18 protein-coding genes and 17 other annotated features are annotated in these 20,007 nt (G+C 51.3%); of the genes, 7 read left to right on the top strand and 11 right to left on the bottom strand.

Annotation, left to right across the window (positions count from 1 at the left end; translation table 11 throughout):
* Nucleotides 1-41 precede the first annotated feature (41 nt).
* Nucleotides 42-2,148 (bottom strand): putative exochitinase gene (locus tag STM0018; RefSeq protein ID NP_459023.1). Within the gene, nt 42-2,141 belong to an annotated coding region; the region does not span the whole gene.
* Nucleotides 2,143-2,148 (bottom strand) — a ribosome-binding site (putative RBS for STM0018; RegulonDB:STMS1H000414). It overlaps the preceding gene by 6 nt.
* Nucleotides 2,149-2,514: 366 nt before the next feature.
* Nucleotides 2,515-2,520: a ribosome-binding site (putative RBS for STM0017; RegulonDB:STMS1H000413), on the top strand.
* Between STM0018 and STM0017 the strand changes: the two genes are divergently transcribed.
* Nucleotides 2,515-2,965 (top strand): hypothetical protein gene (locus STM0017; RefSeq protein NP_459022.1). Within the gene, nt 2,522-2,965 belong to an annotated coding region; the region does not span the whole gene. It overlaps the preceding feature by 6 nt.
* A gap of 9 nt (nt 2,966-2,974) precedes the next feature.
* Nucleotides 2,975-2,980: a ribosome-binding site (putative RBS for STM0016; RegulonDB:STMS1H000412), on the top strand.
* The gene (locus tag STM0016; protein ID NP_459021.1) for a hypothetical protein occupies nt 2,975-3,515 on the top strand. Within the gene, nt 2,982-3,515 belong to an annotated coding region; the region does not span the whole gene. (Overlaps the previous feature by 6 nt.)
* Before the next feature lie 60 nt (nt 3,516-3,575).
* Here STM0016 and STM0015 read toward each other — a convergent pair.
* From STM0015 to dnaK, 4 genes are all read right to left on the bottom strand, one after another.
* Nucleotides 3,576-3,925 (bottom strand): putative bacteriophage protein gene (locus STM0015; RefSeq protein ID NP_459020.1). Within the gene, nt 3,576-3,920 belong to an annotated coding region; the region does not span the whole gene.
* Nucleotides 3,920-3,925 (bottom strand) — a ribosome-binding site (putative RBS for STM0015; RegulonDB:STMS1H000411). (Overlaps the previous gene by 6 nt.)
* 121 nt (nt 3,926-4,046) lie before the next feature.
* Nucleotides 4,047-5,001, bottom strand: a protein-coding gene (locus tag STM0014) for a putative LysR family transcriptional regulator (protein ID NP_459019.1). Within the gene, nt 4,047-4,994 belong to an annotated coding region; the region does not span the whole gene.
* Nucleotides 4,996-5,001 (bottom strand) — a ribosome-binding site (putative RBS for STM0014; RegulonDB:STMS1H000410). (Overlaps the previous gene by 6 nt.)
* Nucleotides 5,002-5,273: 272 nt before the next feature.
* Nucleotides 5,274-6,431 (bottom strand): heat shock protein DnaJ gene (gene dnaJ, locus STM0013; protein NP_459018.1). Within the gene, nt 5,274-6,413 belong to an annotated coding region; the region does not span the whole gene.
* Nucleotides 6,426-6,431, bottom strand: a ribosome-binding site (putative RBS for dnaJ; RegulonDB:STMS1H000409). (Overlaps the previous gene by 6 nt.)
* A gap of 67 nt (nt 6,432-6,498) precedes the next feature.
* Nucleotides 6,499-8,429, bottom strand: a protein-coding gene (gene dnaK, locus STM0012; protein NP_459017.1) for a chaperone Hsp70. Within the gene, nt 6,499-8,415 belong to an annotated coding region; the region does not span the whole gene.
* Nucleotides 8,424-8,429: a ribosome-binding site (putative RBS for dnaK; RegulonDB:STMS1H000408), on the bottom strand. It overlaps the preceding gene by 6 nt.
* A 323-nt stretch (nt 8,430-8,752) precedes the next feature.
* Nucleotides 8,753-8,758, top strand: a ribosome-binding site (putative RBS for yaaI; RegulonDB:STMS1H000407).
* On the opposite strand from dnaK, the gene yaaI reads away from it, so the two are divergent.
* The 3 genes from yaaI to yaaH all read left to right on the top strand — a co-directional run bounded on the left by yaaI (nt 8,753) and on the right by yaaH (nt 10,632).
* The gene (gene yaaI, locus STM0011) for a putative periplasmic protein (protein NP_459016.1) occupies nt 8,753-9,167 on the top strand. Within the gene, nt 8,763-9,167 belong to an annotated coding region; the region does not span the whole gene. It overlaps the preceding feature by 6 nt.
* 29 nt (nt 9,168-9,196) lie before the next feature.
* Nucleotides 9,197-9,202 (top strand) — a ribosome-binding site (putative RBS for htgA; RegulonDB:STMS1H000406).
* Nucleotides 9,197-9,916 (top strand): positive sigma H regulator gene (htgA, locus tag STM0010; RefSeq protein ID NP_459015.1). Within the gene, nt 9,203-9,916 belong to an annotated coding region; the region does not span the whole gene. (Overlaps the previous feature by 6 nt.)
* 141 nt (nt 9,917-10,057) lie before the next feature.
* Nucleotides 10,058-10,063 (top strand) — a ribosome-binding site (putative RBS for yaaH; RegulonDB:STMS1H000405).
* The gene (gene yaaH / locus STM0009; RefSeq protein ID NP_459014.1) for a putative regulatory protein occupies nt 10,058-10,632 on the top strand. Within the gene, nt 10,066-10,632 belong to an annotated coding region; the region does not span the whole gene. (Overlaps the previous feature by 6 nt.)
* A 56-nt stretch (nt 10,633-10,688) precedes the next feature.
* Here the strand turns inward: yaaH and mog are convergent.
* Nucleotides 10,689-11,290, bottom strand: a protein-coding gene (gene mog, locus STM0008) for a putative molybdochetalase (protein NP_459013.1). Within the gene, nt 10,689-11,279 belong to an annotated coding region; the region does not span the whole gene.
* Nucleotides 11,285-11,290, bottom strand: a ribosome-binding site (putative RBS for mog; RegulonDB:STMS1H000404). It overlaps the preceding gene by 6 nt.
* Before the next feature lie 99 nt (nt 11,291-11,389).
* The gene (gene talB, locus STM0007) for a transaldolase B (protein ID NP_459012.1) occupies nt 11,390-12,356 on the bottom strand. Within the gene, nt 11,390-12,343 belong to an annotated coding region; the region does not span the whole gene.
* Nucleotides 12,351-12,356: a ribosome-binding site (putative RBS for talB; RegulonDB:STMS1H000403), on the bottom strand. Its footprint overlaps the gene before it by 6 nt.
* Before the next feature lie 244 nt (nt 12,357-12,600).
* Nucleotides 12,601-12,606 (top strand) — a ribosome-binding site (putative RBS for yaaJ; RegulonDB:STMS1H000402).
* Here talB and yaaJ point away from each other — a divergent pair.
* Nucleotides 12,601-14,042, top strand: a protein-coding gene (gene yaaJ, locus STM0006) for a putative alanine/glycine transport protein (protein ID NP_459011.1). Within the gene, nt 12,612-14,042 belong to an annotated coding region; the region does not span the whole gene. Its footprint overlaps the feature before it by 6 nt.
* A gap of 67 nt (nt 14,043-14,109) precedes the next feature.
* Nucleotides 14,110-14,115 (top strand) — a ribosome-binding site (putative RBS for yaaA; RegulonDB:STMS1H000401).
* Nucleotides 14,110-14,894, top strand: a protein-coding gene (yaaA, locus tag STM0005; RefSeq protein ID NP_459010.1) for a putative cytoplasmic protein. Within the gene, nt 14,121-14,894 belong to an annotated coding region; the region does not span the whole gene. (Overlaps the previous feature by 6 nt.)
* A 93-nt stretch (nt 14,895-14,987) precedes the next feature.
* Here yaaA and thrC read toward each other — a convergent pair.
* The 4 genes from thrC to thrL all read right to left on the bottom strand — a co-directional run bounded on the left by thrC (nt 14,988) and on the right by thrL (nt 19,818).
* The gene (thrC, locus tag STM0004; protein NP_459009.1) for a threonine synthase occupies nt 14,988-16,286 on the bottom strand. Within the gene, nt 14,988-16,274 belong to an annotated coding region; the region does not span the whole gene.
* Nucleotides 16,278-17,219 (bottom strand): homoserine kinase gene (thrB, locus tag STM0003; RefSeq protein ID NP_459008.1). Within the gene, nt 16,278-17,207 belong to an annotated coding region; the region does not span the whole gene. The genes thrC and thrB overlap by 9 nt, the downstream gene beginning before the upstream one ends.
* Nucleotides 16,281-16,286, bottom strand: a ribosome-binding site (putative RBS for thrC; RegulonDB:STMS1H000400). It overlaps the preceding gene by 6 nt.
* The gene (gene thrA / locus STM0002; protein ID NP_459007.1) for an aspartokinase I occupies nt 17,209-19,683 on the bottom strand. Within the gene, nt 17,209-19,671 belong to an annotated coding region; the region does not span the whole gene. Before thrA ends, thrB begins: the two co-directional genes overlap by 11 nt.
* Nucleotides 17,214-17,219, bottom strand: a ribosome-binding site (putative RBS for thrB; RegulonDB:STMS1H000399). (Overlaps the previous gene by 6 nt.)
* Nucleotides 19,678-19,683: a ribosome-binding site (putative RBS for thrA; RegulonDB:STMS1H000398), on the bottom strand. (Lies within the gene thrA.)
* 69 nt (nt 19,684-19,752) lie before the next feature.
* The gene (gene thrL, locus STM0001) at nt 19,753-19,818 is read right to left on the bottom strand and encodes a thr operon leader peptide (RefSeq protein ID NP_459006.1); all 66 of its coding nucleotides are present in this window, start codon (nt 19,816-19,818) and stop codon (nt 19,753-19,755) included.
* Nucleotides 19,819-20,007: the final 189 nt, after the last annotated feature.

Here is a 20,007-nt window from a genome sequence, read left to right as displayed (position 1 = left end):
CTTGAATCATGAAGCCCAATACATCGGCTTAATACCGTGTATTAGTAAGCGCCAAGATCGGTCCATGCACCGCCGACACCGCAGTTCAGGTCAGGCTGGTTGCCCATAGACCACCATTTCACCTGATAGTTATGGCCTTTCCAGCTAACGATTTCGAAAGAACCCCAGTTTGCGCCATAAACGGTAGAAGCATCCCACTGCGCGTAAGGTGACGTTTTGTCATCTGCTGGCGTATCATCCTCAGCCGGCGTGGTATCTTCTTCCTCGTCCGGTACAGGAACGATAATCTCTTCTTCCTCTTCCGGTTCCGGTTGAACCTGAGATAGCGCAGGCACAGCCGTCAGAACAAAGCGCTGTTGAGAGGACGGTTCGTTGTAGCAGTCGCGTACAAACAGGGTGAACTGAAAGGCTGTTTTTTCGCTAACTTCCGGTACCACAACCTCAATGATTTCTGCCGTTTTGTCTGCCACATCGATTTGAGAAGGCACGCCCCAGCTAAAGGACAACTCATCGTTATCTTCATCAGAAGAACCTGCGCCAGACAGCTGTACCGTAGATCCGCCTACAACCATCAGTTCAATCGCCGCTTTCGGCGCGTGGTTGACCTTCTGCGCGTCGTCGCTGTCGCTCTGCTCTTCATCTTTTTCTACATTGATACCTTCAAAGTAGAACGGTTCCATATCGATAACTTCAGATTCGATTTCATAACCCAGACCTTCACGCACGGCGTTAACCAGCACGCCGTTGTCCTGATCGATAGTCCAGGTAAACACGCCGCCCAGGCCCAGTTTCGCTGCATATTCGCCTTTTGCTTTGACAGTACGCGGCGTATCCAGGGATAAAAACAGTTTGGATTCCGGGCTATACAGGTAGTCAGCATCAGCGACCTGGTCGGTGTAAACGTTGAAACCGTTACGGCCTTTCTGGTTTTCCAGATCCAGGTAGCTATAAATGACGTCATACCATTCGCTGGTGCCGGATTCGAAGGAACCGGTAGTAGGGCCTGAACCTGGGTTGTAAGAACCTTTCAGCGGCGACAGGGATTCAATTTCTACCTGACGAGCGTTACGGGTATAGCCGGCATAACCGATGTTGATACGGTCAGCGGAGAAACCTTCTGCCAGCAGGTGATCAACGATAGTTTCGACAGCCCAGCCGCCCTCTTCCAGCGCTTTGCGGTTGGTGTGGTGGCCCAGCGTTTCCGCCCACGGCGTACCGAAAAAGTCATAGGTCATCAGGTTGATGCCATACAGGCCGGCAGCCATCAGATCTTTTACTTTCGCATAGTCAAAAATAGTAGTGACAGCAGAAGCGGCAATAGAGATCTTCACATTGCTCAGACCCGCGGAATCCAGCTGTTTACGCAGTTCGGCAATCAGCAGCGCGTAGTTAGCGCCATCTTCCGGACCAAACGGGTTGCCCGCCCCTTCATTGTTCGGGTATTCCCAGTCAATATCCACTTCGCTGAACATCGGGAACTGTTTGAACAGTTTCACCACGCCTTTGGCGAAGATTTTACGAGAAGAGTCAGAAGCGGCGGTTTCGTGGAACCCGTTACTCATGCTCCAGCCGCCGATACTCATGGAGAGCGCCAGCGTGTGACCTGCGGCTTTCGCTTTTGCCTGCATATCACGCAGCGCGCCCAGCAGACCCTTGGCGTTAGACTGAGTTACAGTCTTCGGATCCACATCCCAGCCGCTGACATCAAAGCCGAGGTTGATATAAGACTGGAAGTCGCCCCATGGGTCGAGGAAGGTCGGCTCATATTTCACTTTGCCGCACAGCGCTGCCGCTTCTGCTACGACATCGCGGTCTTCTGTATCAATTTTTCTGAAACCGGTGATGCCAACAAAGCCAAAAATCAGTTTGTCATAAGCCGTCGGTGAAACTTTGGTTAAATCATAACCACGGCCCGGTTGGGACATATTGCCTTGCAGACGGCTGTCATACTGTGACCAGTCGGTGTAATAACCGAATACCTTCGGTTTAGTCGTGGAATTTTTATATTTATTGTATACCGGTTTCGCAACACGAGCGGAAGTATAGCTTATTTTATCATCGCTTGTTGCAGGGTCAAAACCATTCGCTGCATGAGTAGTTTCAGTAATTGTATCGCCTTGAATCAGTTTGCTTGTAGCCATTTTCAAATTTCCTTTTACGTTTCAAAATTGTCGCAGCTCGTTCTGCGGGGTCCATAATCGTTACAGGCATAAAAAATAGCTAATCACAAAACATCATCTTTTTAGATGATATAAAAATCATAAAAATGAGGTTAACAACACCGTCTAACGAAGAGAAAACAACACCTCTCAGCGCCCGCTTACTCCGTTCTGGTGAGAACATAGTAAATATCATTTATCATGTAATTAAATATCATTTAATTACAATGAAATAATGTGATTACACTCGCTATAGACAATGACAATACAATAAAACCAGTGACATTTATTGGATTAAGACATTTCTCATACAATATAGTCACCACAGACAACCAGGATGTACATTTCTAAAGGAAGACGTTATGAAAACTTATATCATTAATAGCAATTGCATTTACAATGAAGGTAAATATGAACTGAGGACGGTCTCAAATTCACAGGTTATTAAAATGACTGCGATGAGAGCCAAATGTCTCAGTTTCATCATCGAGAATGCTCATCTGGAGATTATCGAGCGACAAAAAATAACCACTGCGTTATGGGGAAGTCGAAGCCATTATGTTAATGATGCAAATCTAACGCAGATTCTCTATTTAATCAGACGTGACCTTAAAGCGCTTGGTATTAACGATCTTTTTATTACCATTCCAAGACAAGGCCTCAAAGTTAATAGTGATATCACCATTATCGCGACGGATAGCGAAACAAAGGGAAGAAAAAAACAGATTGTACGGCAAACCATCGCCGCCCTGACGACCGTATTTTCAGTAACGTTAGGTTCTCTCATGTATCTGCATATTCACTAAGCGAAGGAAAGGGAAGATGAATCCAATTATAGATGGAATTATTGCGCTTGAAGGCGGTTACGTATTTAACCCTAAAGATAAAGGCGGCGCCACCCATTGGGGCATTACCGAAGCCACGGCGCGAGCGCATGGCTATGCTGGCGATATGCGGGATCTGACCCACGCTGAAGCCTACGCGATTCTCGAAGAGGATTACTGGATAAAACCAGGTTTTGACGTCATCTCGACGCTATCGTGGCCAGTCTCCTTCGAGCTGTGCGATGCGGCAGTCAACATAGGCGCTTACCACCCCAGCGCGTGGCTGCAACGCTGGTTGAACGTCTTTAATCACGAAGGTAAACGCTACCCGGATATTCATGTGGATGGCAATATTGGCCCGCGGACGCTTGCCGCTCTCGAACATTATTTGGCCTGGCGAGGCCAGGAAGGGGAAGCCGTTTTGGTGAAAGCCCTCAATTGCAGTCAGGGCACGTACTACTTAAACGTTGCTGAGAAAAACCACAATAACGAACAATTTATTTATGGCTGGATCAAGAATAGAGTGACCTAGACCAGGCTGAAAAAAGACGCGTAAAAGGCTCACGGATGAGCCTGATACTGCAAATGATAATTAATCTGAATTATTACCTTCGATAATTTTTTTAATCCGCCGCCCAAGAATCTTTAAGATCGGACTCGCGAAAACACCGCCTAAGCCTGCCGCCAACAGAACAATGTTGAAACTGCATTCTTTTTCGATCGCAATCGCGCTTAACAAGAAACTGGTGAAGCAGGAAATCACGATCTGCGTTAAGCAATATTTAATACTTTCATGAGAACTATTATATTCTGTCTTATCTTTGCGTAAAAGATAGCTGACAAAGCCTCCCCACGCGCCAATCGAAATAATAGTGAGTAAGATCTCTAGCTCCAATAGCACAACTTCCGTTGTCGACACATGGTTGGGAATAGACATTTTAACACTCCGAAATCATTATAAATGAATAATTAACACAAGGAGTGTAAGCGCCCTGTCAGGAGGGTAAAAATCAAAGCACATCATTTAAAACCATATTAAATCAAAGCGTAAAAATGAGGTGTATTAGCGACGGAAGGAGGAAAGTGTTTGTAACATACTTACCATCTCATTAATCGTCGATATATTTCTACTATTTTTATTCCAGGATGCATAGACCTGAACTGACTTCAAAGCCAGTTCGGGCGGAGGCTGAATAAATTTAATGTCATATTTACGATGATTTTTATAAAAAAGCGCTAATTTCAAAGGAATCAATGCAATCAATGAGGTTCGTTCGATCATGCTCATCAAACCGTTAAGCGAATCACTGCGATAGCCGACAATACGCCTGCCAGTATAGTAAAGATCATCCTTAAATAATTCGCTATCATGATATATCACTGAAGCCCCCATCCCCGGCTGATATAACGCATGACGCGAAGAATAAAAATGATGTAGCGACAGTTGTGAGAGGGTACTCAGCATGTGTTTACTGCTGCAGATACAAACAAATGATTTAAAACTATCAATGATTTGATTCTCTATGCCGGACTCCAGCAAAGGTTCGGCACTAATCAACAGATCGCCTTGCGCAGTAAACAGAAGTTCGCTGATATGCTCCCGACTCATATTTCTTACGGAGAAATGATTTATCAAAATACGGTCAAATATATCGCTGTTATAGAGCTGAGAAAGATAATAGCTTTCAACAATATCACTGCCTAATAACGTTATCTGGAACGCTTCATCTTTTTTGCTATTACAGAGAAATGTATCATCCACCAGTTTCATCACCTGACTGAAATTTTGGTGAATGTCGACAGCCTTAGCTGTGGGGATGAGCCCGCCTTTCCCTCTGCTAAACAGTTCCTCCGGGTAATAACTCTGCAGGCGCTTTAACGCCAGAGAAACGGCAGCCGGTGTAATGCCTAACTTTTTTGCCGCCATAGCCGCATTTCCTGACAAAATAACAGCGTCAAGAATTTTGATTAAATTATAATCAAAGCTCTTGTTGGCACCTTTCGATCCCATTCGCTGTCTGCCTCCGGAAACTAAAAAAAGCAATATAGATAATACTCAAGATAAATCAATTCACAGCATCTAAAAAAGCAATCATTAATGTCATCACATCACGTTTTTTTAAAGAATAAGCGTATACAAAACTGCTGATTAACATCAATTTGTTTATCAGTAAAAACAAAATATCAACAAATGAGAGGATACGATGCGTTTAACAGAAGCCTGGGCGCGTACAGGCAGAAAAAAGCCCGGATATACACCCGGGCTGAAGAAAAATACAACGGGAAAAGATTAGCGAGTCAAATCGTCAAAGAATTTTTTCACGCCGTCAAAGAAGCTTTTTGAACGCGGGCTGTTTTTCTCTCCCGTCGGGCCGCCAAAACTTTCCTGAAGATCTTTTAGCAATTGCTTCTGTTTTTCGCTCAGACCGACCGGCGTTTCAACTACCACACGGCACAGCAAATCGCCCTGCGCGCCACCGCGTACGGACTTCACGCCTTTGCCGCGCATACGGAACAGCTTGCCCGTTTGTGTTTCGCTCGGTACTTTCAGCATCACGCGACCATCTAACGTCGGCACTTCAATTTCACCGCCGAGCGCCGCCATCGCAAAGTTGATCGGCACTTCGCAATAAAGATTATTGCCTTCACGCTCGAAAATAGGGTGTTGTTTCACCTGGACCTGAACGTACAAGTCGCCTGCCGGTGCGCCATGCTCGCCCGCTTCGCCCTCGCCTGCCAGACGAATACGATCGCCGGTATCCACGCCCGCCGGGATTTTAACGGACAGAGTTTTACTCTTTTCAACACGCCCATGACCGTGACATTTATGGCACGGATCTTTGATCAGCGTACCGCGTCCCTGACAGTGTGGGCAGGTCTGCTGTACAGCAAAGAATCCCTGGCGCATCTGTACCTGACCAGAACCATGACAGGTCGGACAGGTTTGCGGTTGCGTGCCAGCTTTCGCGCCGCTGCCGTGGCAAACGTCGCACTCCTCCAGCGTCGGAATACGGATCTCTTTGGTCACGCCACGCACCGCTTCTTCCAGGGTGAGATCCATGTTATAACGCAAATCAGCCCCACGCGCCGCACGTTGGCGACCACGCCCGCCGCCAAAGATATCGCCAAAAACGTCACCAAAGATATCACTGAAATCAGCGCCGCCATTAAAGCCGCCGCCAAATCCGCCGCCCATACCGCCTTGTTCAAACGCGGCGTGACCATACTGATCGTAGGCTGCGCGTTTTTGCGCATCGGTCAGCACTTCGTAGGCTTCTTTAATCTCTTTAAACTTAGCTTCGGCCTCTTTATCACCCTGATTGCGGTCCGGATGATATTTCATGGCCAGGCGCTTATACGCCTTTTTGATTTCACGCTCTTCCGCTGTTTTGGAAACGCCTAAAATCTCGTAGTAATCTCTTTTCGCCATCTCTTTTTATCTGCCCTTAACATGCATACACGGGCGGAGAGGAAACCTCTTCGCCCGTGCCAGTAATTACCCGTTCAAAGGGCGATTATTTTTTATCTTTTACTTCTTCAAACTCAGCGTCGACAACGTCGTCATCTTTCGCGTTGTTTGCAGAAGCGTCAGCGGAGCCAGCCTGCTGCTGCGCATGTTGCTGCTGAGCGATTTCCATCAGTTTCTGGGAAACCTGCGCCAGTTCCTGCATTTTCGCTTCGATAGCGGCTTTATCTTCGCCTTTCAGGGCAGTTTCCAGCGCGTTCAGGGCAGACTCGATAGCGGTTTTGTCATCAGCCGGCAGTTTATCGCCTGCTTCTTCAACCTGCTTACGGGTGCTGTGCAGCAGATGGTCGCCCTGGTTACGGGTCTGAACCAGCTCTTCGAACTTACGGTCGGATTCAGCGTTCGCTTCTGCATCGCGAACCATTTTCTGAATTTCTTCCTCGTTCAGACCAGAAGACGCCTTGATAGTGATCTTCTGCTCTTTACCGCTATTTTTATCTTTCGCGGAGACGTGCAGGATACCGTCAGCATCGATATCGAAGGTGACTTCGATCTGCGGCATACCGCGCGGCGCCGGGTTGATGCCATCCAGGTTGAACTGACCCAGAGATTTGTTATCAGACGCACGCTTACGCTCACCCTGCAGCACATGGATGGTTACCGCAGACTGGTTGTCTTCCGCAGTAGAGAACACCTGGCTGTGCTTGGTCGGGATGGTGGTGTTTTTGGTGATAAGCGGAGTCATCACGCCACCCATCGTTTCGATACCCAGAGACAGCGGGGTAACGTCCAGCAGCAGTACGTCTTTCACATCACCGGTCAACACGCCGCCCTGTACCGCTGCGCCGATAGCCACAGCTTCGTCCGGGTTAACGTCTTTACGCGGCTCTTTACCAAAGAACTCAGCCACTTTTTTCTGCACCATTGGCATACGGGTCTGACCGCCAACGAGGATCACGTCGTTGATATCAGACACGGACAGGCCAGCGTCCTGCAGTGCGACTTTCAGCGGCTCGATAGAACGGTTCACCAGATCTTCAACCAGGCTTTCCAGTTTCGCACGAGTCACTTTGATGTTCATGTGTTTCGGACCGGTGGCATCTGCGGTAATGTACGGCAGGTTCACGTCGGTCTGCTGCGCAGAAGACAGCTCGATTTTGGCTTTTTCTGCGGCTTCTTTCAGGCGCTGCATGGCCAGCGGATCGTTACGCAGGTCAATGCCCTGATCTTTCTTAAACTCGTCAACGAGGTAGTTGATCAGGCGGGTATCGAAGTCTTCACCACCCAGGTGGGTATCACCGTTGGTTGCCAGAACTTCAAAGGTTTTTTCGCCATCAACTTCGTCGATTTCGATAATAGAGATATCGAAAGTACCACCACCGAGGTCGTAAACCGCGATAGTACGGTTGCCGACTTCTTTATCCAGACCGTAAGCCAGCGCTGCGGCAGTCGGTTCGTTGATGATACGTTTAACTTCCAGCCCCGCGATACGACCAGCATCTTTGGTTGCCTGACGCTGCGCATCGTTAAAGTAAGCCGGTACGGTGATAACCGCTTCAGTTACCGGTTCGCCCAGATAATCTTCAGCCGTTTTCTTCATTTTCTTCAGCACTTCGGCAGAAATCTGCGGCGGCGCCATTTTCTGACCTTTCACATCAAGCCATGCGTCGCCGTTGTCGGCGCCGATGATTTTGTACGGCATGATAGAAACGTCACGTTGAACTTCTTCGTCCTGGAAGCGGCGGCCAATCAGGCGTTTAATCGCAAACAGGGTGTTTTGCGGGTTTGTCACTGCCTGACGTTTAGCCGGCTGACCAACCAGAGTTTCACCATCCTGGGTATAAGCAATGATAGAAGGCGTAGTGCGATCGCCCTCGGCGTTCTCCAGCACGCGTGCCTGCGTTCCATCCATAATCGCTACACAAGAGTTGGTAGTACCCAGGTCGATACCAATAATTTTACCCATCTAAACGTCTCCACTAAAAATTCGGTCATCATGTGGTTGTGAATCTGTAATAAGGGCGAAACGTGCGGTTTCAACTACCCTGAATCGTTTTTTTTCAGACTCACCACTGCGGTTGACTACAAGATGGGGTCGTAACCCACGTCATCAAGGGGGAGATGAAAAAATTTTTTAGTGACGAGAGGGCACGATGGAAAACCAGACAGATAAATATTCATGAAATAAATTAAATAACGAATACCATTCACAGAAAAATTGTAATAAAAAGAAAAGATTACAAAACTGAATCGTTGCCATGAGCAGAGTATGATAGACGGTATTGCTTATTGAACCCGTCAAAGAGAAATTCCATGCGATCTGTGTTAACGATTTCCGTCGGCCTGCTTTTCGGCCTGGCGTTAAGTAGCGTCGCGCACGCGAACGACCATAAAATACTGGGTGTTATTGCCATGCCCAGAAATGAAACGAACGATCTCACGCTGAAAATTCCCGTCTGCCGCATCGTGAAGCGCATTCAACTCACGGCGGATCACGGCGACATCGAACTTAGCGGCGCATCCGTCTATTTTAAAACTGCGCGTAGCGCCAGCCAAAGCCTGAACGTCCCTTCCTCAATCAAAGAGGGCCAGACAACAGGCTGGATCAATATTAATAGCGATAACGACAACAAACGCTGCGTATCAAAGATTACCTTCTCAGGCCATACGGTAAATTCTTCCGATATGGCGAGACTTAAAGTCATTGGCGACGATTAATCGCTGTTATTTCTATTCCAAAAGCCAGACTGAAAATGAACGTCACCTATTTACACGACGAGGATTTAGACTTTCTTCAGCATTGTAGCGAAGAACAACTCGCCGATTTCGCCCGTTTGCTGACGCATAACGAAAAGGGCAAAGCTCGCTTGTCGAGCGTTCTTAGCCATAACGAGCTGTTCAAAGCGATGGAAGGTCACCCGGAGCAACACCGCCGTAACTGGCAGCTCATTGCCGGCGAGTTTCAGCATTACGGCGGCGACAGTATCGCCAACAAATTGCGCGGACACGGAAAACAGTACCGCGCGATTCTGCTGGATGTCGCAAAACGGCTAAAACTCAAAGCAGATAAAAGCATGTCGACGTTTGAAATAGAACAGCAACTGCTGGAGCATTTTTTACGTCATACCTGGCAGAAGATGGACGCGGCGCATAAGCAGGAATTTCTGCAAGCCGTAGACGCCAAAGTTTCTGAACTGGAAGAACTGCTGCCGCTGCTCATGAAAGATCGCAGTCTGGCAAAAGGGGTCTCCCACCTGCTTTCCACCCAGCTTACCCGCATTTTGCGTACCCATGCCGCAATGAGCATCCTGGGCCACGGATTGCTGCGCGGCGCAGGTCTTGGCGGCCCGGTCGGCGCGGCGTTAAACGGCGTCAAAGCGATGAGCGGCAGCGCGTATCGCGTGACTATTCCGGCGGTCTTGCAAATAGCCTGCCTGCGACGAATGATGGCAGCCGTTCAGGCGTGAATGCCCTCACTGGGGGAAATATTTTCTTTTCCCCCTTATTAGATCATAGACAGTCCTCTTCCCCCTGATTATTATGCCGCGCCCCGAATACGGAACTCGTTATTCTGGGAAACTATTTCACCATTCAATTATGATGATTTTGAGGAATTATGGGCAACACTAAGTTGGCTAATCCGGCACCGCTGGGCCTGATGGGCTTCGGCATGACCACCATTCTGCTTAACCTGCACAATGCCGGTTTTTTCGCCCTGGACGGTATTATTCTGGCGATGGGGATTTTCTACGGCGGTATCGCGCAAATTTTTGCCGGTCTGCTGGAGTACAAAAAAGGCAATACCTTTGGTTTAACGGCCTTTACCTCTTACGGTTCGTTCTGGCTGACGCTGGTCGCTATCCTGCTGATGCCGAAAATGGGTCTGACGGATGCGCCTGACGCTCAGCTACTCGGCGCTTATTTAGGTCTGTGGGGCGTGTTCACGCTGTTTATGTTCTTCGGTACGCTGAAAGCCGCCCGCGCGCTGCAATTTGTTTTCCTGAGCCTGACCGTACTGTTCGCTCTGCTGGCGGTCGGCAATATCACCGGTAACGAAGCAACTATCCATATCGCAGGCTGGGTTGGTCTGGTTTGCGGCGCCAGCGCTATTTATCTGGCGATGGGTGAAGTGCTAAACGAGCAATTTGGCCGCACTATTCTGCCAATCGGCGAGGCGCACTAAATCTCTTTTATTCCTCCCGCACCGGGAGGAATAACCCTACTATCAGTATTTTCCGGTCAGTCCGACATATTCTCACGTCTGGCGCTCTTTGGACGGAAAGCGGCAACCACTTCCGGCGCGGTTTCGACATACGGCCCGTCAAGCAGCTGTATGCAATACGGCACGCTCGCAAAAATGCCCGGCACGCTAACGCTGCCATCGTCCGCTTTTACGCCTTCCAGCGTTTCTTTGATCGATTTTGGCTGTCCAGGCAGATTAAGAATTAACGCCTGTTTACGGATAACGCCCACCTGGCGGGAAAGAATGGCGGTCGGCACAAAGCGCAGGCTGATCTGGCGCATCTGCTCGCCAAAACCTGGCATTTCACGGTCGGCGATGGCAAGGGTCGCGTCCGGCGTGACGTCGCGACGCGCCGGACCGGTACCGCCAGTGGTCAGCACCAGATGACAGCTCATCTCATCGACCAGTTCACACAACGTTTGCTCGATAATTTCCTGTTCATCAGGAATTAAGCGCCGTTGGACCTCGAAAGGCGTGGTCAGCGCAGAAGCGAGCCACTCCTCAAGCGCAGGAATGCCTTTATCCTGGTAAACGCCGCTTGAAGCGCGGTCGGAGATAGAAACTAAGCCAATACGTAAGGTATCCATGATTATTCCGTTTAAACAGTCTCGTTAAACAGAATGATACACTGCGAAGGGAAGGACAGACAGGTTTCAGAAGAGGTAGCGTGACCCATATCAGGGCCACGCGTTAATGATTACAGCAGATCGCCGATCATTTTTTCCAGTTTTTCCTGGTCTACCGCAAACTTACGGATACCATCCGCCAGTTTGTCAACCGCCATGGGGTCCTGGTGATGCTGCCACAGGAACTCGGCTTCGGTAATGCGTTCCGGGCGCGCTTTGACTTCGCCGGAGAAAGAGAGCTTACGCTCAATCGCCCCTTCGCTTTCCGCCAGTTCTTTCAGCAATGCCGGCGCGATAGTCAGACGGTCGCAGCCCGCCAGCTCCAGAATTTCGCCTACGTTACGGAAGCTTGCGCCCATAACGACGGTTTCGTAACCATGCTGTTTGTAGTACTCGTAGATTTCCGTTACGGAAACCACGCCCGGATCTTCAGCTGGCGCATAGTCTTTCTTGTCGGTATTGGCTTTATACCAGTCAAGAATACGACCTACGAACGGCGAGATCAGGTAGACGCCCGCTTCGGCGCACGCACGCGCCTGCGCGAAGGAGAACAGCAGCGTCAGGTTACAGTTGATGCCTTCTTTTTCCAGCTGTTCGGCTGCACGAATGCCCTGCCAGGTGGACGCCAGCTTGATCAGGATACGATCGTTGCTGATACCCGCATCATTGTAGAGTTTAATGATACGTTTTGCTTTGGCGATAGACGCTTCAGTGTCATAAGACAGACGCGCGTCAACTTCGGTAGAAATACGCCCCGGCACCAGCTTCAGGATCTCCAGGCCAATATTCACCGCCAGCTTATCGGTCGCGTCAACAACCTGCTGCGCGCGGTCGCTGCTCTGCTGTTTCGCCCAGGCGACAGCATCGTCAATCAGCTTACGATATTCCGGGATTTGCGCTGCGTTAAGAATGAGAGAAGGGTTAGTTGTAGCATCCTGCGGCTGATACAGTTTCATTGCCGCGATATCTCCGGTATCAGCCACTACGGTGGTGAACTGACGAAGGGAGGTCAATTTGTCCGTCATGATAGAGTTTCTCTTTAAACAGCTTGTTAGGGGATGTAACCGGTCTACCCTGATGATAACACGACGCACTCACAGCGCAACCGCCTACATGCACCTGGCTGCCCTTGTGCACTGTTTGCGTATCTGCCGACGGTTGATGCGCAATTAAAGGATACCACCGTATTTATGGTAAACTGCCGTTAATATTAGTCTGACAAGGTCATCTACATCATGGGTCACGCTTATACAGGATTATCAAAGCGTGCCGGCATCAACAAGAGGGACGTTAATGCCTGAGTTTTTCAGTTTTATTAACGAAATACTCTGGGGCTCGGTAATGATTTACCTGCTGCTCGGCGCAGGATGTTGGTTTACCTGGCGTACCGGATTCATTCAGTTTCGTTATATTCGCCAATTTAGCCGCAGTCTGAAAGGCAGCCTTAGCCCGCAGCCAGGCGGCCTGACGTCATTTCAGGCTCTGTGTACCAGCCTCGCGGCGCGGATTGGCAGCGGTAACCTGGCCGGCGTGGCGCTGGCTATCGCCGCAGGCGGTCCCGGCGCGGTATTCTGGATGTGGGTCTCGGCCATCATTGGCATGGCGACCTCCTTCGCCGAGTGTTCGCTTGCCCAGCTTTATAAAGAACGTGACCCGACAGGCCAGTTCCGCGGCGGCCCGGCGTGGTATATGGCGCGTGGGCTGGGAATGCGCTGGATGGGCGTGGTTTTCGCCCTCTTTCTGCTCGTCGCCTACGGGTTGATTTTTAATAGCGTGCAGGCGAATGCCGTCTCACGCGCGCTCCATTTCGCCTTCAACATTCCGCCGCTTATCTCCGGCATTGCTCTGGCGTTCTGTGCCCTGTTAATTATCATTCGCGGCATCAAAGGCGTCGCCCGTCTGATGCAATGGCTGATTCCCCTCATCGCGTTATTGTGGGTCGCCGGCAGCGTATTCATTTGCCTCTGGCATATTGAGCAAATGCCTGGCGTTATCGCCTCGATAGTCAAAAGCGCATTTGGCTGGCAGGAAGCCGCGGCAGGCGCAGCCGGATATACGCTCACCCAGGCTATTACCAGCGGTTTTCAGCGTGGGATGTTCTCTAATGAAGCGGGAATGGGGTCAACGCCTAATGCGGCCGCAGCGGCAACGTCGTATCCCCCTCACCCTGTCGCGCAGGGGATTGTGCAAATGATTGGCGTATTCAGCGACACCATTATCATCTGTACCGCCAGCGCGATGATTATCCTGCTGGCGGGGAATCACGCGTCCCACTCGTCAACAGAAGGCATTCAGCTTCTCCAACATGCAATGGTTTCGTTGACCGGTGAATGGGGCGCCAGTTTTGTCGCGCTTATCGTCATTCTGTTCGCGTTCAGTTCTATCGTCGCCAACTATATTTACGCCGAAAACAATCTGTTTTTTCTGCGGTTACATAACGCAAAGGCTATCTGGCTATTACGCCTTGCGACGCTTGGCATGGTTATCGCCGGTACGCTTATCAGTTTTCCGCTGATATGGCAGCTCGCTGACATGATCATGGCCTGTATGGCCATTACCAATCTGACGGCGATTTTGTTGCTCTCACCGGTGGTGTATACCCTCGCCAGCGATTATCTGCGACAACGGAAACTGGGCGTAAGACCGCAGTTCGATCCGCGGCGCTTCCCGGATATCGAACCACAACTGGCGCCAGATACCTGGGAGGCGGCATCGCGCGATTAAGCCGACAATCGCAACCATCGGTCAACTCTGCGGCGTTTTTTTGCTAAAGTCGCAGAAAATTCCCTGCAAGGACTGAATATGCTGATTCTGATTTCACCTGCAAAAACGCTTGATTATCAAAGCCCGCTGGCCACGACCCGCTATACCCAGCCGGAGCTGTTGGATCACAGCCAGCAGCTTATTCAACAGGCCCGCCAGCTTTCGGCGCCGCAAATTTCCAGGCTGATGGGAATTAGCGACAAACTGGCGGATCTCAACGCCACGCGTTTTCATGACTGGCAGCCTCATTTTACGCCGGATAATGCACGCCAGGCGATTCTGGCGTTCAAAGGCGATGTTTATACCGGCCTACAGGCGGAAACGTTCAACGACGCGGATTTTGATTTTGCTCAACAACATCTGCGTATGCTCTCTGGCTTGTATGGCGTATTGCGCCCGCTGGATTTAATGCAGCCTTATCGTCTGGAGATGGGGATTCGCCTGGAGAATCCGCGCGGCAAAGATCTTTATCAATTCTGGGGCGATATCATTACCGATAAGCTCAACGAAGCGCTTGAGGCGCAGGGCGATCGGGTGGTGGTGAATCTGGCCTCCGAGGAATATTTTAAATCGGTGAAGCCGAAGAAACTGAATGCCGAACTGATTAAGCCCGTGTTCCTTGATGAGAAAAACGGCAAGTTTAAGGTGGTAAGCTTCTACGCCAAAAAAGCGCGCGGACTGATGAGCCGTTTTATTATTGAAAACCGCTTAACGAAGCCGGAACAGCTTACCGCGTTTGACCGTGAAGGGTATTTCTTTGATGAAGAAACCTCCACACAAGACGAGCTGGTCTTTAAACGCTACGAGCAGTAACGGCATCGCCGGATGGCGGTTACGCCTTATCCGGCCTACAAATCGACACCACCCCATAGGCCCGGTAAGCGACAGCGCCACCGGGCGCAATGGTTATTGGCGGGTCATCATCAGCTTACGCAGGGCGGCAAAATCCGCAGGCAGATGATGTGAAAGCAGCGGCAGGTCGGCGCGTTCGGCGAGCGCTTCAGGCAAGGCCAGCGTTTCTCCCAGAATGGACTCCACGCTCTCTTTAAACTTCGCCGGATGCGCCGTTCCGAGAAACAAGCCATACTCGCCAGGGTTTAACTGGTCGCGTAATGCCCGATACGCTACCGCCGCATGAGGTTCCGAGATATAACCTTTCGCTTTCAGCTCGCGCATCGTCTGCTGTGTCGTAGTATCATCCACCGCCGCATAGCCCAGCTCAGTCAGGCGCCAGATTTTACGGCGGAATAGCTCCTCCACGCGCGGCCAGTTATTCGGCTGGCTGACATCCATCGCATTCGACAGGGTCGCCTGCGTCGCTTTCGGCGCCCACTTTCCGTCATGCAGAAAACGCGGCACCGTGTCGTTGACGTTGGTGGCGGCGATAAAACGTTTCACCGGTAGGCCTAACGACTTCGCCAGCAGCCCTGCCGTCAAATCGCCAAAGTTGCCGCTGGGGACGGAGATCACCAGTTGGTTACGCGCCCCCTGCGGCAGTTGCGCCACGGCTTCAAAGTAGTAGCAAATTTGCGCCAACAGGCGGCTGATATTAATCGAATTAGCCGAATTCAGCCCCAGCGCCGTTTTCAGTTCTTCGTCATCAAATGCCTGTTTCACCAGCGCCTGGCACGCGTCGAAATCGCCGTCGATCGCCACGGTTTCAATGTTGCCGCCCAGCGTACAGAACAGTTTTTCCTGCAACGGACTGATCTTACCGCGCGGGTAGAGAATGACGACCCGCACATTTTCCAGGCCATAGAACGCGTGAGCCACCGCCGCGCCGGTATCGCCTGACGTTGCAGTCAGAATCGTCACCGGTTTGTCGCCGCTGATATGCGTCAGCATTTGCGCCATAAAACGCCCGCCGAAGTCTTTAAAGGCCAGCGTCGGACCATGGAACAGCTCCAGGCAGCCGACATCGCTTTCTACCTGCGCTACCGGTGCCGGGAACGCAAACGCCGCGCGGACGCGCTCTTCCAGAATTTGCTGCGGTATTTCATCGCCAATAAATGCCGAGAGGATCTTTGCGCTACGGCTGACAAAGTCCTGGTTGAGCATCTCATCAATTTCCGTCAGGCTAAACTCCGGCAGATCGTGCGGAAAAAAAAGTCCCTGCTGTTTGCCCAGTCCTTGCGTGACGGCCTGCGCAAAGCTGACCTGCTCATTATGGTCTTTCAGATTATAGAGTTTCATTGATTATCCCACTACTCGTGCGCCCGCCGTATCCAGCCGGCAAATATGAACGAAGCCTTCCTGATTTTGCAGATAATGTTTGCTCAGCCAGTCCGCGACGCGCTGCGCCGTCTCCGGTTTATCGCATAGCGCAAACAGCGTCGGCCCCGACCCGGAAATCCCGCTCGCCAGCGCGCCGATCTCCGACACCGCCTGCCGCGCCTGGCTAAAGCCCGGCAGTAAACGCGCGCGGTATGGTTCGGCAATAACATCTTTCATCAGCGCGGCGGCAAGCTGCGGCTGCCGCGAGTAACAGGCGTGAATAAAACCGGCCAGATGCCGTCCATGCGCAATGCAATCCTGACGGCGATACTGCGCAGGCAAAATGGCCCGTGCTTCTGCGGTAGAAACTTTAATGCCCGGATAAGCCAGTACCCATAGCCACTCATCAAAGCCCGGCACCTGCTGACTAATAATGCCGTTTTCTTCAATCATCAACTGCATACCGCCAAGAAAGCACGGCGCGACGTTATCGTAATGGATGCTGCCGGAGATACGGCCTTCCAGCTCGCCCATCAGCGCCAACAGACGCGTGTCGTTTAACGGTTTGCCGCAGTGCTCATTCATCGCGACCAGCGCGGCGACGACGGAACAGGCGCTGGACCCTAACCCGGAACCAATCGGCATATTTTTTTCCAGCGTCATCGCCACCGGGATGGTTTTCCCCAATGCCTGGCAAAAACGTTCCCAGCACTGATAAACAATATTTTCACGCGGCTCCGGCGGCAGTTTATCGGCAAATCGCCCCAGGTTATGCAGACGGAAATGGTCCGCTGCTTCAACGGATACCACATCGCCCAGCAACGTGCCGTCAACGGGTGTGACGGCTGCGCCCAACACGTCGAAACCGACGCTCATGTTCGCGCTGGAAGCCGGGGCATACACTTTCACCATGTTAAACTCCTAACTTCCATGAGAGGGTCCGTAACAGATCGGCAAACACGCCCGCCGCCGTCACATCATTGCCTGCGCCGTAGCCGCGCAGCACCAACGGCAAGGGCTGATAATAGTGGCTGTAGAACGCCAGCGCGTTTTCACCGTTTTTCACTTTGAAGAGCGGATCGTTACCATCAACTTCGGCAATTTTCACGCGGCACACGCCATCCTCTTCGATATTGCCCACATAGCGCAATACCTTACCTTCATCACGAGCTTTCGCCACACGGGCGGCAAACGCGTCGTCAAGCTGCGGCAGATGTGCCATAAAGGCGGTCACATCGCCGGAGGCGTCAAACTCGTTCGGCAACACCGGTTCAATCACAATATCGGAAAGCTCCAGCTCGCGGCCCGTCTCGCGGGCGAGGATCAACAGTTTACGCGCCACATCCATACCGGAAAGATCGTCGCGCGGATCGGGTTCGGTATAGCCCATCTCGCGCGCCAGGGCGGTCGCCTGTGAGAGACTCATCCCCTCTTCCAGTTTACCGAAAATAAAAGAGAGCGACCCGGAAAGAATGCCGGAAAATTTTTGCAGTTCATCACCGGCATTCAGCAGGTTTTGCAGGTTTTCGATTACCGGCAAACCGGCGCCGACGTTGGTGTCATACAAGAATTTGCGCCGTGATTGCGCGGCGGCGAAACGTAGCTGATGGTAGTAGTCCATTGACGAGGTGTTCGCTTTCTTGTTTGGCGTCACCACATGGAACCCTTCACGCAGGAAGTCGGCATACTGGTCGGCCACCGCCTGACTGGAGGTACAATCAACAATCACCGGATTGAGTAGATGATATTCTTTCACCAGGCGAATTAAGCGTCCCAGATTGAACGGCGCGTTCGCTTGCGCCAGTTCCGCCTGCCAGTTGTCCAGATTCAGGCCATGCACATTGGTTAGCAACGCCTTTGAGTTCGCCACGCCGCACACGCGTAGATCGATGTGCTTGTTCTTCAGCCAGGTTTGCTGACGTTTAAGCTGTTCCAGTAGCGCGCCGCCGACGCCGCCGACGCCAATGACAAACACTTCAATCACCTGATCGGTATTGAACAGCATCTGGTGCGTTACCCGCACGCCGGTGGTGGCATCGTCGTTATTCACCACCACAGAAATAGAACGCTCAGAAGATCCCTGAGCGATCGCCACGATATTGATATTAGCCCGCGCCAGCGCGGCGAAGAATTTCGCTGAAATGCCGCGTAGCGTGCGCATACCGTCGCCGACAACAGAGATAATCGCCAACCGCTCCGTAACCGCCAGCGGCTCCAGCAGCCCCTCTTTCAGCTCCAGATAGAACTCATCCTGCATCGCACGGCGGGCACGCGCGCAGTCACTCTGCGGCACACAGAAACTGATGCTGTACTCAGAGGAGGACTGGGTAATGAGCACCACCGAGATCCCGGCGCGAGACATGGCGGCGAAAACACGCGCCGCCATCCCAATCATCCCTTTCATTCCCGGGCCGGAGACGCTAAACATCGCCATGTTGTTAAGGTTAGAGATCCCTTTAACCGGCAGGTTATCATCGTCGCTGGACGCGCCGATCAGCGTTCCTGGCGCCTGCGGATTACCGGTATTTTTAATCAGACAGGGGATCTGGAACTGGGCGATGGGCGTAATGGTGCGAGGGTGAAGGACTTTGGCGCCGAAGTAAGAGAGTTCCATCGCTTCCTGGTAGGACATCGATTTCAGCAGCCTGGCGTCCGGCACCTGGCGCGGGTCACAGGTATACACGCCATCGACGTCAGTCCAGATTTCACAGCAGTCAGCGCGTAAACAGGCGGCCAGCACGGCGGCGGAATAGTCGGAACCATTACGGCCCAGCACCACCAGTTCACCCTTTTCATTACCGGCGGTAAAGCCCGCCATCAGGATCATGTGATCGGCCGGGATCTGGCTGGCGGCGATACGGCGAGTCGATTCCGCGATATCAACGGTAGATTCAAGGTAATGGCCCACCGCCAGCAATTTTTCTACCGGATCGATCACCGTGACGCGATGCCCACGCGCCTCCAGAAGTCCCGCCATAATCGCGATCGACATTTTTTCGCCACGGCAAATCAGCGCGGCGTTGATGCTATCCGGGCACTGACCCAGCAGGCTGATACCATGCAGAACATGTTTGATCTGAGCGAATTCTTGTTCGACAACCATTTTCAACCGTGCAAGCGGGAATCCCGGCTGCGCGCTGGCAAGTCCTGCGAGCAGGTCAGAAAAAATACGTTCTGCATCGCTGATATTCGGCAAAGCATCCTGGCCGCCGATAGTTTTTTCAATCATTGCCACCAGATGGTTGGTAATTTTCGCGGGGGCGGAAAGTACGGTCGCTACCTGCCCTTGCCTGGCATTGCTTTCCAGAATATCGGCAACACGCAGAAAACGTTCTGCATTTGCCACTGATGTACCGCCGAACTTCAACACTCGCATGGTTGTTACCTCGTGATCTCTGGTCGAAAAAAAAGCCCGCACTGTTCAGGTGCGGGCTTTTTTCTGTGTTTCCTGTACGCGTCAGCCCGCACCGTTACCTGTGGTAATGGTGATGGTGGTAATGGTGGTGGTGCTGATGCGGTTCATGGATGTTGTGTACTCTGTCATTTTTATTTGTCTGTCTTGTATTCCTATATTGGTTAAAGTATCTGCCCGCCTAAGTCAATAAATTTTTAAATTGATCACATTCCGAAACTTGTTCATGTGCTGCTGGCGATATATTTATTTTCAACCAATTCCCCCTGTCATGATCTCTTGCAACCAGACGTAATCTCT

It is taken from the genome of Salmonella enterica subsp. enterica serovar Typhimurium str. LT2 (assembly GCF_000006945.2).
GTDB lineage: Bacteria > Pseudomonadota > Gammaproteobacteria > Enterobacterales > Enterobacteriaceae > Salmonella > Salmonella enterica.
The sequence above is the reverse complement of the archived record's forward strand: the minus strand, read 5'-3'. Positions and strand labels throughout refer to the sequence as shown.

Excerpts from the sequence above, each read along its gene's own strand:
- dnaK (NP_459017.1), bottom strand. The coding sequence starts at position 8,415 with ATGGGTAAAATTATTGGTATCGACCTGGGTACTACCAACTCTTGTGTA.
- STM0016 (NP_459021.1), top strand. The coding sequence starts at position 2,982 with ATGAATCCAATTATAGATGGAATTATTGCGCTTGAAGGCGGTTACGTA.
- thrC (NP_459009.1), bottom strand. The coding sequence starts at position 16,274 with ATGAAACTCTATAATCTGAAAGACCATAATGAGCAGGTCAGCTTTGCG.
- yaaJ (NP_459011.1), top strand. The coding sequence starts at position 12,612 with ATGCCTGAGTTTTTCAGTTTTATTAACGAAATACTCTGGGGCTCGGTA.
- yaaA (NP_459010.1), top strand. The coding sequence starts at position 14,121 with ATGCTGATTCTGATTTCACCTGCAAAAACGCTTGATTATCAAAGCCCG.
- thrB (NP_459008.1), bottom strand. The coding sequence starts at position 17,207 with ATGGTGAAAGTGTATGCCCCGGCTTCCAGCGCGAACATGAGCGTCGGT.
- talB (NP_459012.1), bottom strand. The coding sequence starts at position 12,343 with ATGACGGACAAATTGACCTCCCTTCGTCAGTTCACCACCGTAGTGGCT.
- STM0014 (NP_459019.1), bottom strand. The coding sequence starts at position 4,994 with ATGGGATCGAAAGGTGCCAACAAGAGCTTTGATTATAATTTAATCAAA.
- yaaH (NP_459014.1), top strand. The coding sequence starts at position 10,066 with ATGGGCAACACTAAGTTGGCTAATCCGGCACCGCTGGGCCTGATGGGC.
- htgA (NP_459015.1), top strand. The coding sequence starts at position 9,203 with ATGAACGTCACCTATTTACACGACGAGGATTTAGACTTTCTTCAGCAT.
- mog (NP_459013.1), bottom strand. The coding sequence starts at position 11,279 with ATGGATACCTTACGTATTGGCTTAGTTTCTATCTCCGACCGCGCTTCA.
- yaaI (NP_459016.1), top strand. The coding sequence starts at position 8,763 with ATGCGATCTGTGTTAACGATTTCCGTCGGCCTGCTTTTCGGCCTGGCG.
- STM0015 (NP_459020.1), bottom strand. The coding sequence starts at position 3,920 with ATGTCTATTCCCAACCATGTGTCGACAACGGAAGTTGTGCTATTGGAG.
- STM0018 (NP_459023.1), bottom strand. The coding sequence starts at position 2,141 with ATGGCTACAAGCAAACTGATTCAAGGCGATACAATTACTGAAACTACT.
- STM0017 (NP_459022.1), top strand. The coding sequence starts at position 2,522 with ATGAAAACTTATATCATTAATAGCAATTGCATTTACAATGAAGGTAAA.
- thrA (NP_459007.1), bottom strand. The coding sequence starts at position 19,671 with ATGCGAGTGTTGAAGTTCGGCGGTACATCAGTGGCAAATGCAGAACGT.
- dnaJ (NP_459018.1), bottom strand. The coding sequence starts at position 6,413 with ATGGCGAAAAGAGATTACTACGAGATTTTAGGCGTTTCCAAAACAGCG.